General features: G+C 66.1%; 8 protein-coding genes. 4 read left to right on the forward strand and 4 right to left on the reverse strand.

All coding sequences use genetic code 11. From position 1 onward, the window contains the following. The first annotated feature begins 33 nt into the window (after positions 1 to 33). Positions 34 to 1,920, forward strand: a complete 1,887-nt coding sequence (gene speA, locus QRM89_RS00960; protein WP_285447076.1) for an arginine decarboxylase — start codon at positions 34 to 36, stop codon at positions 1,918 to 1,920. 308 nt (positions 1,921 to 2,228) lie between these two features. Here the strand turns inward: speA and QRM89_RS00965 are convergent, their stop codons facing one another. After that, the gene (locus QRM89_RS00965) at positions 2,229 to 2,432 is read right to left on the reverse strand and encodes a hypothetical protein (protein ID WP_285447077.1); all 204 of its coding nucleotides are present in this window, start codon (positions 2,430 to 2,432) and stop codon (positions 2,229 to 2,231) included. A gap of 372 nt (positions 2,433 to 2,804) precedes the next feature. On the opposite strand from QRM89_RS00965, the gene QRM89_RS00970 reads away from it, so the two are divergent. From QRM89_RS00970 to QRM89_RS00980, 3 genes are all read left to right on the forward strand, one after another. Then, positions 2,805 to 6,788, forward strand: coding sequence for an amino acid adenylation domain-containing protein (locus tag QRM89_RS00970; RefSeq protein WP_285447078.1), 3,984 nt, complete (start codon positions 2,805 to 2,807; stop codon positions 6,786 to 6,788). Further along, positions 6,781 to 8,115: a glycosyltransferase gene (locus QRM89_RS00975; protein ID WP_285447079.1), complete on the forward strand. Its 1,335-nt coding sequence runs from the start codon at positions 6,781 to 6,783 to the stop codon at positions 8,113 to 8,115. Before QRM89_RS00970 ends, QRM89_RS00975 begins: the two co-directional genes overlap by 8 nt. 674 nt (positions 8,116 to 8,789) lie before the next feature. Continuing rightward, positions 8,790 to 9,914, forward strand: coding sequence for an acyltransferase (locus tag QRM89_RS00980; RefSeq protein WP_285447080.1), 1,125 nt, complete (start codon positions 8,790 to 8,792; stop codon positions 9,912 to 9,914). A 363-nt stretch (positions 9,915 to 10,277) separates the two neighbouring features. Here the strand turns inward: QRM89_RS00980 and QRM89_RS00985 are convergent, their stop codons facing one another. Genes QRM89_RS00985 through QRM89_RS00995 form a run of 3 tightly spaced genes read right to left on the reverse strand, consistent with a single transcriptional unit; the run spans position 10,278 to position 12,481 of the window. Continuing rightward, a complete protein-coding gene (locus QRM89_RS00985; RefSeq protein ID WP_012439460.1) occupies positions 10,278 to 11,033 on the reverse strand; it encodes an SDR family NAD(P)-dependent oxidoreductase in 756 nt (251 codons plus the stop codon). 23 nt (positions 11,034 to 11,056) lie between these two features. Then, the gene (locus QRM89_RS00990) at positions 11,057 to 11,614 is read right to left on the reverse strand and encodes a hypothetical protein (protein ID WP_285447081.1); all 558 of its coding nucleotides are present in this window, start codon (positions 11,612 to 11,614) and stop codon (positions 11,057 to 11,059) included. 6 nt (positions 11,615 to 11,620) lie between these two features. After that, positions 11,621 to 12,481: an SPOR domain-containing protein gene (locus tag QRM89_RS00995; RefSeq protein ID WP_228443081.1), complete on the reverse strand. Its 861-nt coding sequence runs from the start codon at positions 12,479 to 12,481 to the stop codon at positions 11,621 to 11,623. Positions 12,482 to 12,521: the final 40 nt, after the last annotated feature.

Below are 12,521 nucleotides of genomic sequence, written 5' to 3' on the forward strand. Positions count from 1 at the left end.
TTCACGCCCTTTTGCCCCAGCCGAGACAACGAAATGAGCGATTGGTCCCTCGACCAAGCCCGCAAGACCTACTCGATCCCGCATTGGGCCGATGGGTATTTCGATGTGAACGACGCCGGCCATGTGGTGGTCAAACCGACCGCCGACGGCCCTGCGGTGTCGCTGCCCGAAGTGGTGGATGCCGCGCGTGCGGCGGGCGCCAAGCTGCCGCTGCTGGTGCGCTTCCCCGACATCCTGGGCCAGCGCCTGGGCAAGCTGCAGGCAGCCTTTGCCCAGGCCCAGGCCGATTGGGACTACGCCGGTGGTTACACCGCGGTGTACCCGATCAAAGTCAACCAGCACCGTGGCGTGGCCGGCACGCTGGCCAGCCACCATGGCGAGGGCTTCGGCCTGGAAGCGGGCAGCAAGCCCGAGCTGATGGCGGTGCTGGCACTGTCGCGTCCGGGTGGGCTGATCGTCTGCAACGGCTACAAGGACCGCGAGTACATCCGCCTGGCGCTGATCGGCCGCAAGCTCGGCCTGCAGACCTTCATCGTCATCGAAAAGCCCTCCGAGCTGAACCTGGTGCTGGAAGAGGCGCGCGCGCTGGACGTCAAGCCGGGCCTGGGCGTGCGCATGCGGCTGGCGTCGCTGGGCGCGGGCAAGTGGCAGAACAGCGGTGGCGACAAGGCCAAGTTTGGGCTGTCGCCGCGCCAGGTGCTGGACCTGTGGAAGTCGCTGCGCGACACCGAATACGCAGACAGCCTGAACCTGCTGCATTTCCATATGGGCTCGCAGATTTCCAACGTGCGCGACATCGCCAACGGCATGCGCGAGGCCACCCGGTATTTCGTGGAACTCTCGCGCCTGGGCGCGAAGATCAGCCATGTGGACGTGGGCGGCGGCCTGGGCATCGACTACGAAGGCACCCGTTCGCGCAGCTATTGCTCGATCAATTACGGCCTGCATTCGTACGCCAGCAACATCGTGCAGCCGCTGGCCAGCGCCTGCGAAGAACACGGCCTGACCCCGCCGCGCATTGTCACCGAATGCGGCCGCGCGATGACCGCGCACCATGCGGTGCTGATCGCCAATGTCTCGGAAGTGGAGCAGGCGCCGGAAGGCCGCGTGCCGGATGCGCACGACGACGAGCCGGCGGCGATCCGTCACCTGCGCGAGATCCACGACGAGCTCGATGTGCGCCCGGCGGTGGAACTGTTCCAGGAAGCGCAGCACTTCCATGCCGAAGGGCTGAGCGCCTACGCGTTGGGCCAGATCGATCTAACCCACCGTGCGCGCATCGACGACCTGTTCTACGCCATCGCCCACGGCGTGCGTGCGCGCCTGAGTTTCGACGAAAAGAGCCACCGCCCGGTGCTGGACGAGCTCAACGAGCGGCTGGTGGACAAGTACTTCGTCAACTTCAGCGTGTTCGAATCGATTCCGGATGTGTGGGCGATCGATCAGGTGTTCCCGATCGTGCCGATCGAGCGCCTGAACGAGGCGCCGCAGCGGCGCGGCATCATCGCCGACATGACCTGCGATTCCGACGGCATGGTCAAGACCTACGTCGAGAACGAAAGCCTGGACAGCTCGCTGCCATTGCATGGCTTGAACCCCGGCGAGAGCTATCGCATTGGCTTCTTCCTGGTGGGTGCCTACCAGGAAATCCTGGGCGACATCCATAACCTGTTCGGCGATACCGATGCGGTGGAAGTGGCGGTGGACGGCACCGGCTACCGCATTGCGCAGCAGCGCCGTGGCGATACCACCGATGTGATGCTGGATTACGTGGGCTATCAGCTGGACACCCTGCGTGCCACCTACGCCGAACGTATCGCCGCGGCACAGCTGCCACCCGAGCGCGCGCAGGAATTGCACGACGCCCTGGAAGCCGGCCTGACCGGCTACACCTATCTGTCCGACGAACCGTTGGGCTGATGGGCAGCTGCGCTGCGGCCAGTGCCGCAGCGCAGTGGGGTGGTGTGTGCGCAGGCCTGTCACGGAGCGGGGTGCACTTGTCAGCGTTCTCTAAGCCGGGTAATGCATTCAAACGCCCGCGCCACGCGCGATGCGCATCGACCGATTAGAGTGACCAAGGCCGCACTTTCTTGTGCGTAAGGCCTGCCATTGGCCGCATGCGTGTGCCGAGAAGGCGTAGACAATCGCTGCGCGTTGTTCCCGAAGGCTGCTGCCTGCTGATGACAGTTCGGCGACTGTGGTGATCGTGCGAGGACACGCCGTGCTTGCTAAAAACGTTCGCCGCTCTCTGGAGCCAGTCCGATTTCGGTAAGTGATTCGGTCTGCGGCGCAGTTATACCAATAGCTTTACGCAAAGTGGTCTTATCAGCGCCTGCATTCGATGCGTTGCGATGGATGAAGATTCCGAGTGTGCTTAGACGCTTAAATGCACGAATGCGGCCTTTATCAAGCGCTTCTGCGGCAGCAGCCATCGCGATATGCGCGCGCGCTACCTATGCATCAAGAACACTAGTTCAAATCACGCTTCGGTAAAAATATTTGCGCACGACGCGAAAATCGTGATTTTTGCACGGTTCATTGTGCACGCAGATTGTTAGTGTTTATTAACTTGCAGCGACGCAAGGGGCTTTATCAGTCAGCTGTCATGCGAGCGACTGTGCGTCGCGTCAGTGTGCGTCTCTATTGTGCGTTTCCATCGCGTATTGCCGGCAGATGCTGGTGATCGGTGGTGTTGCTTACCCCACGATTCTTAAAAGGCGGCTCGGTCTTGCCCGCGTCCTGATACCGCATTGCGGTGAGGATGCGCTGCATCACTGCGCGCCAACAACAAGGAATGCACGTCAATGCACGCTGACTCGTCCCCGGTGTATCCCCTGACCAGAGCGCAGCGCGGGCTGTGGGTGGCCAGTAAGTTGCATACTGACAACACCTTGATGTTGTCCGAAGCGTTGGAGTTGTTCGGCCCGCTCGATCCTGAAGTGTTGCTCCGTGCCAGCCTGCAGCTCACGCGCGAGTTCGACACGCTGCGGCTATGCATCGTCGAGCACGACGGCGTGCCCAGTCAGGTGGTGATGCCCGAGTACACCGCGCCGATCCATTATTTCAACTTCAGCGACGATCCTGCGCCACGGAATGCGGCCGAGCATTGGGTGGAAGAGGAGATCCGCAAGCCGGAGGAGCTGCAGAACGGGCCGTTGTGGCGATGTGCAGTCTTCCGTCTGGGTGAAGACCATCACATGTGGGTGCAATGCGTGAGCCATCTGGTGATGGACGGCTATTGCGCTTCGATCATGATGCAGCGCATGGCGGTGCTGTATACCGCCTACGCCACCGGGTGCGAGCCGGCACCTGCCGAGTACGGCAGCGCGCTGTCGTTGATCGAGCTGGAGCAGCAGTACCGCGACTCTGATCGCTTTCAGCGTGATCGCAATTACTGGATGGAGCAGCTGGCCGACCTGCCACCGCCGGCGACCCTGGCGCGCCCGGGCAACCACCTGTCCACCGGGTTGTTGCGTGGTACCGGGGAATTCTCCCCGCAGCAGGTGGTGCAGCTGCGTGCGCTGGGCAAGCACTACGGTGCAAGCCTGCCGCAGATGTTGATTGCGCTGATTGCCACGTATTACTACCGCTGCACCGGCGCAGAAGACCTGGTGCTGGCCATGCCGGTGACTGGCCGGATCAATGCACGCTACCGGCAGGCCGCCGGGTTGGTGGCCAATGTCATTTCGCTGCGTCTGAAGATGGACCCGCAGCAGCCGGTACATGCACTGTTCGCACAGGTGGCCTCCGTGGTCAGAAGCGCGTTGCGGCACCAGCAATATCGCTTCGAGGATGTGCGCCGCGATCTGGGCCTGTTCGGCATCGAGCAGAAGTTCGCACGCCTGGCCGTGAATATCGAAGCCTTCGACTATGCACTGCGCTTTGGCGAGGCCTACGCGGTGCCGCATAACCTGTGCAATGGCCCGGCCGATGATCTGACCATCTTCTGCTACGAGCGTGGCGACGGTGCAGCGTTACGCTTTGATCTGGATGCCAACCCGGCGTTGTATGACAGCGACGAGCTGGCCGAACATTGCCGCCGCCTGACCCATCTGACCGATGCCGTGCTCGCCGATCCGGAGTGCGCGCTTGGTCAGGTCGATGTGCTGGGCGATGCCGAGCGCCAGCGTCTGCTGCACACCTGGAACGCCACTGCCGCGCCATTGCCGCAGCCGAGCACCTTGCTGCACGGCATGCTGCAGCGTGCCGAGCTGATGCCCGCTGCGGTGGTGGTGCAGTACGACAACCGCACGCTGGATTACGCCACGCTGTGCGAGCTGGCCGCGCGCATCGCCGCGCAATGGGTGGACGATGGTGTGCGCCCGGGCGATGTGGTCGCCATCGCGTTGCCACGCAGCGAGCAGTTGCTGGTGGCATTGCTGGCGGTGATGTGGAGCGGGGCGGCGTATCTGCCGCTGGACCCGGAAAGCCCGGCCGCGCGTAACCGGCAGATGCTCAACGATTCCGGTGCCATCGCGCTGGTCTGCGAGCCTGCGTTGTGCGAGCGCTATCTGCTCGGCGGCATGGTCTGGCTTGACCCGCGCCCGGCCGTCTTGCCCGCCGCGATCGCCCCGCTGGCGCAGCCGGATGGCACCGCCTACGTGCTGTACACCTCCGGCTCGACCGGTGTGCCCAAGGGTGTAGAAGTCAGCCATCGCAACCTGGCCAATTTCCTGCATGCGATGGAGCAGGAACTGGCATTGCGCCCGCGCGATCGCGTGCTGGCGGTCACCACCATCACCTTCGATATCGCCGGGCTGGAACTGTATTTGCCGCTGCTGACCGGCGCGCGCGTGGTCATTGCACCTGCGGGGATTACGCACGATCCACGTAGCCTCTCGCGCCTGATCGCCAACGAACAGATCAGCGTGGTGCAGGCCACGCCGTCGTTGTGGCGCATCCTGCTGGCCAACCAGGAGCTGGCGCTGGACCGCGTGCATGCGCTGGTCGGCGGCGAGGCCCTAGTGCCCGAACTGGCCGCGCAACTGCTGAGCCGCGTGGGCCGTTTGACCCAGCTGTACGGGCCCACCGAAACCACCATCTGGTCGACCATCATGCCGCTGCAGCTGAGCGACGCGGCGGCGCCGCCCATCGGCCGGCCGTTGCTCAATACACGCGTGTACGTGCTCGATGCGCAGCGGCAGCCGTTGCCGACCGGCGCGGTCGGCGAGCTGTACATCGGGGGCGCGGGCGTGGCCAAGGGCTATCGCGGCAAGCGGCAGCTCACCAGCGAGCGGTTTGTGCACGACCCGTTTGCCGATGACGGCAGCACCATGTACCGCACCGGCGATCGCGTGCGTCAGCGCCGCGACGGCCTGCTGGAATTCATCGGCCGTGCGGACGGGCAATTGAAGATCCGTGGTCACCGCGTGGAGCCGGCGGAAATCGAAAACGCACTGCTGCTGCATACGCAGGTGGCGCAGGCGGTGGTGGTGGGGCATCACGATGGCGCCAACGCGTTGCAGCTACTCGCCTACGTGGTTGGCAAGCACGGCACCGCACCGTCCACCGAGCTGCTGCGCGCGCATCTGCAGCAGCGCCTGCCGGCATCGATGATTCCCACGCTGTGGATGCAGTTGCAGGCGCTGCCACTCACGGCCAATGGCAAACTCGATCGCCGCGCGTTACCGGCGCCGGGCGCTGTGCCGCAGCGTGCGCATCTGGCCCCGCGCGATGCACTCGAACATCAGCTGGCAGCGATGCTGCAGGACGTGCTGGGCATTGCCGTGGTGGGCGTGGACGACAACTTCTTCGAGCTTGGCGGCGACTCGCTGCGCGCTGCGGAAATGGCGGCACGCTTTCCGCAGCTGTTTGGGGTGGAACTGCCGCTGGGGACGCTGTTCCATGCGCCGACCATTGCAGGGCTGGCCGAGGTGGTCCGGCGCAGCACGCACACGCCGAACGATCCACTGGGCGTGCTGCTGCCGCTGCGTGCCGGCACCGCAGGCGTTACGCCGTTGTTCTGCATCCACCCGGTGGTGGGGCTTGGCTGGTCGTATCTGACCTTGTTGGGGCAGCTCGACCCGCAGTGGCCGGTGTATGCGCTGCAGTCGCCTGGCCTGAGCGACCCGCTGCACCGCCCGGACAGCATCGAGGCGATTGCGCGCGATTATCTGGCGCGGCTACGCGCAGTGCAGCCGCACGGGCCCTATCGCCTGATGGGCTGGTCGCTGGGTGGGCTGATCGCCCATGCGATCACCGCCGAGCTGCATGCGCTTGGCGAGGAAGTCGAGGTGCTGGCCATGCTCGACAGTTACCCGCATCGCCAGCAGGCCGCCGCGCTGCCGGAATCCGAAGGCGTGCGTGCCTCGGTGCATGCGCTCAATCTGAACCTGGCGCACGGACAACCCATGCCGACCACGGTGGCCGAACTCGCCAGCCTGTTGTGCGATCACTACGGGCTGATGTCGGTGCCGGCGGTGCGCCAGCTGCTCGATCAACGCCCCACGCTGCTGGATGATCTGGGCGCGGTGACCCAGCATCACCTGCACCTGGCACGGCGCTACCAGCCGCGTGCATTGGCGCAGGATGTGCTGTTCGTCGAAGCCAGCGTGCGCATGACCTCCGGCGGCGACGATGCGCTCTGGGTGGACTACCGGCCGCAGGCATGGCGCCCGTATGTGCGCACCCTGCAGCTGCACACCCTGGAGAGCGATCACCACTCGATGCTGTCGCCTGCGCACTCGGCCACGCTCAGCACGCTGCTGCATGCGGCGACCGCGAAAACCGCGCGCACCGACGGCTGCATCACCACCGCCAGCAGCGACGGGGTGGCCGAATATGCCTGAGTCCTCCACAGCGTCATCCCAGCGCCCGGTGGTGATCGCCACGCTGGGCACGCATGGCGATGTTCGCCCGATCATCGCGCTGGGCCGTGGCCTGCAGCAGCGTGGTTATCGGGTACGGGTGCTGACCAGCGCCAACTTTGCCGCGTTGATTCTTGCCAACGGGCTGGAGTTCTATCCGCTGAGCGGCGATCACCAGAAGCTGTTGCAGGGGCATCCGGACATCGCCGAGATGCGTGGCGGCTGGCGTGGCATCTGGGGCAAATTGCGTGCGCAGCTGATGGAGTGGGCGCGCGATTGGGCCGACCAAGGCCGCGCCGCCTGCGCCGATGCCGGCCTGATTCTTGGCGTGGGCAGCGCCAGTTTCCTGGCCCATAGCCTGGGCCAGCGGTATGGCCTGCCGGTGGTGTTCGCGCAGTTGCAGCCGCTGACCGCCTCGCGCCATCTGCCGTTGATGGTAATGCCCACCGTGCGCCTGCCCGGGCTGGTGAGCGTGGCGCTGCATCATGTGGTGCGCTTTGCCGGCTGGCAGTTGATGCGCCCGGCGCTCAACGAGGTGGTGCGCCCGGCATTGGGGTTGCCGGCGTACCCGTGGAGCGGGCCCGATCGCAGTGCATTGCGGGTGCTATACGGCTACAGCGCGCACCTGTGTCCGCGTCCGCCTGACTGGCCGGAGAGCGCGCAGGTTTGCGGCTTCTGGCAGTTGCCGCAGCCGCAGTGGCAACCGCCGGCGGCGCTGCAGGCGTTTCTGCAAGCCGGGCCGCCACCGCTGTACATCGGCTTCGGCAGCATGACCAGCAACGATGCCGCGCAACTCACCGCCACCGTCAAGGCGGCGGTGCGCCTGACCGGCCAGCGTGCGCTGCTGGCCAGCGGCTGGGGCGGGCTGGCGGCCGGGGAAGACGCCGACGACGATGCCACGCGCTTTTTCCATCTGGAGCAGGCGCCACACGACTGGTTGTTCCCACGCGTGGCGGTGGCCGTGCATCACGGTGGCGCCGGCACCACCGGTGCGGCGCTGACCGCGGGGATCCCGTCGGTGGTGCTGCCGTTCGGCTACGACCAACCGTTCTGGGCGCATTGCCTGGCCCAGCGCGGTGTGGCGCCGCCGGCGTTGTCACGTAACGGGTTGCTGCCGCAGACCCTGGCCGATGCCATCGACCAGGCCAGCACGCCGGCCATGCGTGCGGCCGCAGCTGCGCTGGGCCAACGCATTCGCGACGAAGACGGCATCCGCCGGGCCGTGGACCAGCTGGAGGCGTGGGCGTTACTGGAGGCCGGCGCGCCCGTGAGTGCGGATGCGCAGAGTGCGCAGCCGGCGATGGCCTGAGGCACGATGGCAATCGGCATGGCGGTGCTGATGGGAGCAGTGCCGCAATGCATTGCCGCAGCAGGCACGTTTGTCTGCCCGCTGAAGCGCCGGTGCTGTTCGCAAGGCTATAGCGCACGCATCAATTGGCCACCGTGTACGCATTCTGTTCCTTGTTGGGTGTGGGAGGTGTGCCTGCGCTGCGTGCTGGATCCATGCGCAGGCAAGGCCATCTAACGTGAGAGCACTGCGAGCCATCAGGGTTCATCGGGCCACTGGCTGTGTCTTCATGTTTGGCCGCGTGATGCGGCGGTGCAGTACGTTTCTGTATCCGCCGTCTGCTCCATGCATGCGCTCGCGACCAGTGTCCAAGCAAACGTGCGCCGCTGACATCGGCACTGCGTTGCTTTGCATCATTCGCCCGTCATGCTGGGCCGCCAGTTGGCGCGCGATCGCCAGCATCGGATGCGCGCTGGCAGCGCGATGTGCGCATTGGGGTGTCTTTCAAGCGTGCACAGACGTCCTCCGATCCAGACATGCATGCACTTGCGGCGCATTGCCACATGCACGTGCGTCGCTAACATCGGTAGTGCATTCCTCTGCGTGCCGGGGCGTCTGCGCCAATGCATGCGCACCCATCCGTAACGCCGCGATGGTTAGGGCACAATCGGGGTTCTCCCGACCGCCCCTACCGCATGCGCTATCCGGCTCTCGATCTGTTGCGTGGTATCGCCATCGTGTGGGTGATGCTGTTCCACGCGTTCGTGGTCGGTGGTCTGGGGCCGGAATGGGCATGGCTGTCGCGCTACGGCTGGATGGGCGTGGATCTGTTCTTCGTGCTGAGCGGGTTTCTGATCGGCACGCAGGTGCTGATGCCGCTGGCCAGTGGGCAGCGTCTGGATTTCACCGACTTCTACCTGCGCCGCGCTTTCCGCATCTTGCCGGCCTTCCTGGTGGTGCTGGCGGTGTACCTGTCATGGCCGGGATTCCGCGAGTCGCCGGGCCTGGCGCCGTGGTGGATGTTTGTGACCTTTACGCTGAATCTGCTGGTCGATTACGGCCGTGACGCCGCGTTTTCGCATGCGTGGTCGTTGTGCGTGGAAGAGCATTTCTATCTGGTGTTTCCGCTGCTGGCCACGGTACTGCTGCGGCGTCCGTCGGCGTTGCGCTTTGGTGTGCTGTGCGTCGTGGTGGTCGCGGCAGGCATCGCGCTGCGTGCGGGGGTGTGGCTGCATGACAGCGCGCTGGATGCAGCCGGCGCCGGGCTGCAACGCAACTGGTTTATCGAAGACATCTATTACCCCACCTGGAACCGTCTGGACGGCCTGCTGGCTGGCGTGGTGCTGGCGGTGGTGAAGGTGTTCCGCCCGCATACCTGGCAGCGCCTGCAGCAGCGCGGCAACGCCTTCGCGCTGGCCGGCGTGGCGGTCATGGCGCTGGCCCTGTGGCTGTTCCGCGACCGAACCGGCCTGCTCGGCAATGCAGTGGGCTGGCCGGTGTTGTCGCTGGGCCTGGCATGCTTGGTGTTGGCCGGTACCGCCACCAACAGCGCGCTTGGCAGGCTGCATGTACCGGGCGCGGCCTGGCTGGCGGGCATTTCGTACAGCCTGTACCTGACCCACAAGGCGGTGTTCCATGTCACCCAGACCTGGCTGGGAGAGGCGCTGGACGGGCGCGGCATCCTCGCGTTTGCCGTTTACGGCGTCTGCGCACTGTTGGCCGGGGCGCTGTTGCATTACGCGGTGGAGCGGCCCTTCCTGTGCCTGCGCGGCAGGGTGCTTCGCCGGCGCAGTTCGGCCGTGGTGGCCGAGCCGGCATAGCGAGGTGCACCGCGTTGGCGCTCCTGTGCTGGGTATGCGCTATACCGTTGTTGGCCGAACGCGCGCAGCCGTGCGCTGTGTCTGTCCGCATCGCGCCAACAAGCAGCGGCCACCGATCGACCAACCCACCGATCTCTCGATGTATCGACGCGAATGAAGAAAGCCGCGCAATGCGCGGCTTTCTGACTTCAGCAGTCGCGTTCATGGACGAGAGCATGTGCAGCCACGGCCATGCACCGGCACGGCTTCAACACGCCGCAAACGCGGCGTTCGTTCTGCCCACGCAGCGCAGTGCGGCAGCGTGATCACCGGCAATGCGCTTGGCATGCAAACCATGCTCGCCTGACCGCACGCATCACCGCCTCACTGCGCGTCGCGTGCCACCTGGAAGCCTGCAAACGACTGCGTCACCGGCATGATCTCCAGCCGGTTGATGTTCAAGTGCGGCGGCAGGCTGGCCACATAGAAGATCTGCTCGGCGATGTCCTCGGCCGTCATCGGTGTGGCACCGCGGTACAGCGTGTCCGAGGCGGCCTGGTTGCCGCCGGTGCGCACCAGGGTGAATTCGGTTTCGGCCATGCCCGGTTCGATCGAGGTCACGCGCACGCCGGTGCCGTGCAGATCCGAGCGCAGGCCCAGCGAAAATTGCTGCACGAACGCCTTGGTGCCGCCGTACACATTGCCGCCCGTGTAGGGGTAGGTCGCCGCGACCGAGGCGATGTTGATGATGGCGCCGCGGCGCGCGATCAGCGCCGGCAGCAGGCGATGGGTGAGCGTCACCAGCGCGGTGACATTGGTGTCGATCATCTGCTGCCACTGGGTCAGGTCGGCCTGCTGCGCCGGTGCGGTGCCCAGCGCCAGGCCGGCGTTGTTGACCAGCACGTCGATGTTGGCGAAGTCCGCCGGCAGCGCGTCGATGGCAGCGCCCAGGGCCTGTGCATCGCGCATGTCGAAGGCGGCGGTGTGCACCTGGCCTGCGGGGAGTTCAGCGGCCAGCGCCTGCAGGCGGTCGGCACGCCGGCCGGTGGCGATGACGTTCCAGCCGGCTGCGGCAAAACGGCGGACGGCGGCACTGCCGAATCCGGAGGTGGCGCCGGTGATCAGGACGGTCTTGGACATGGGGGAACTCCTGGGGACATGGGTCAGGGATGGGGAGCGGCACGTTGCGCATCGGCGGCGGCGCGCCGCGCCTCCAACATCGCCGCGCTGAGCGGTTCGCGCGCGGTGACCTGGCCGTGCTGGACGTGCAACAGCAGATACGGCAACGACTTCGAACTGGCCTGTGCAGGAGCCGCCGCTACGTCGTGTGCGTGCTCATCAGGCAGGGCGATGAGCAGTTCGCCGTCGACCCAGTCTGCCAACAGCGGCGCCTGGCGCTGCGGAAACAGCACCTGCAGCGGCAAGTTCGGCGGTGTTTCGGCACAGGCGCCGATGACCACGCGATCCAGCAGCAGGCGCACGCCGTCCAGTCGCCAATAGGCCTGGTAACCACGCCAGTTGGCGCTGCAACCGCCCAGCGCCTGGTGCGCATGGGCGACGAAACGCTGCCAGGTGGCCTGGTCGTCGAGCACCGCAGATAACGGTTCGGCCAGCAGCGCTGCATCGCGGCCATCGATCTGGATGCGGTCGGGAATCTGCTCGGTGGCGTGCGCCGTGCCGATCAGCCCCCACAGCAGCAGCGCGGCGACCCGGCGCATCACTGGTGTTTACTGCGCCTTGATGGCGATGGCCGGCAGCCCACTGCCGGTGAGCTTCTGCTTGGCCTCGGCCAATTCGCCGGCACTGCCATACGGCCCCATGCGCACACGGTAGACCGTCTTGCCAGCGATGTCGGCCGACTCCACGCGTGCGGCCAGGCCCATCATCGCCAGCTTGGCCTTGGTCGACTCCGCATCGCCCGAGGCGCCGAACGAACCGGCCTGCAGGATGTAACGGGTGGTGTCGGCCACGGCCGGTGCGGCGGCCGCGCTGGCCGCCGGTTTGGCGGCGCTTGCGGCTGCCGGCGTGGTGACCGCAGCAGTGCTGGCCGGTGCCGGCGTCGCGGCCGGCCGCGCGGACGCGGTTTCCGGCAACGGCTTGGGCGTGCTGGCAGCGGTTTCGTTCAAGGGCACCGGCACGCTGGTCGTGGGTGTGGCGGCCGCGACGCTGGCCGCTGGCGCCACCGGCTTGCCTTCCAGCGCGGCGCGCGCACGCGCGGCCTCTTCGGCACGCGCGCTGGCGGCCAGTTCGGCATCGGACATCTGCACTTCCTTGCCTGGTAGCAGGGTGTAGAAGTCGTACTGCGTCTGCGCATCGCCGGGCTTGACCGCCGGCTTGGCCGGCGGCGCGCTGGGCTTGGGCAACTCGGCCGGCGTGTCGACATCGGTGTCGGCCACCGGAGCGGGCTGCGCATCCGGATTGGGCCGTGGACCCACGCGCAGGAACCCGTCGCCGTCCTTCTTGAACAGGTTGGGGGCCGCCAGGAAGATCACGGCCGCAATCGCTGCGCCGGCGACCAACCAGACCCATCCCGGTGTGCCATTGCTGGTATTGCGTCGCGCCTGACTCTTACCGCGTCGTGCTGCCATTCACCACTTCTCCGAATCACGTCATTGCGGGCCATGCGGC

Origin of the sequence: Xanthomonas sp. LMC-A-07, from assembly GCF_030208825.1 — a bacterium.
Taxonomy (GTDB): Bacteria; Pseudomonadota; Gammaproteobacteria; order Xanthomonadales; family Xanthomonadaceae; genus Xanthomonas; species Xanthomonas campestris.

Excerpts from the sequence above, each read along its gene's own strand:
- QRM89_RS00975 (WP_285447079.1), top strand. The coding sequence starts at position 6,781 with ATGCCTGAGTCCTCCACAGCGTCATCCCAGCGCCCGGTGGTGATCGCC.
- QRM89_RS00995 (WP_228443081.1), bottom strand. The coding sequence starts at position 12,481 with ATGGCAGCACGACGCGGTAAGAGTCAGGCGCGACGCAATACCAGCAAT.
- QRM89_RS00970 (WP_285447078.1), top strand. The coding sequence starts at position 2,805 with ATGCACGCTGACTCGTCCCCGGTGTATCCCCTGACCAGAGCGCAGCGC.
- QRM89_RS00980 (WP_285447080.1), top strand. The coding sequence starts at position 8,790 with ATGCGCTATCCGGCTCTCGATCTGTTGCGTGGTATCGCCATCGTGTGG.
- QRM89_RS00985 (WP_012439460.1), bottom strand. The coding sequence starts at position 11,033 with ATGTCCAAGACCGTCCTGATCACCGGCGCCACCTCCGGATTCGGCAGT.
- speA (WP_285447076.1), top strand. The coding sequence starts at position 34 with ATGAGCGATTGGTCCCTCGACCAAGCCCGCAAGACCTACTCGATCCCG.
- QRM89_RS00965 (WP_285447077.1), bottom strand. The coding sequence starts at position 2,432 with ATGGCTGCTGCCGCAGAAGCGCTTGATAAAGGCCGCATTCGTGCATTT.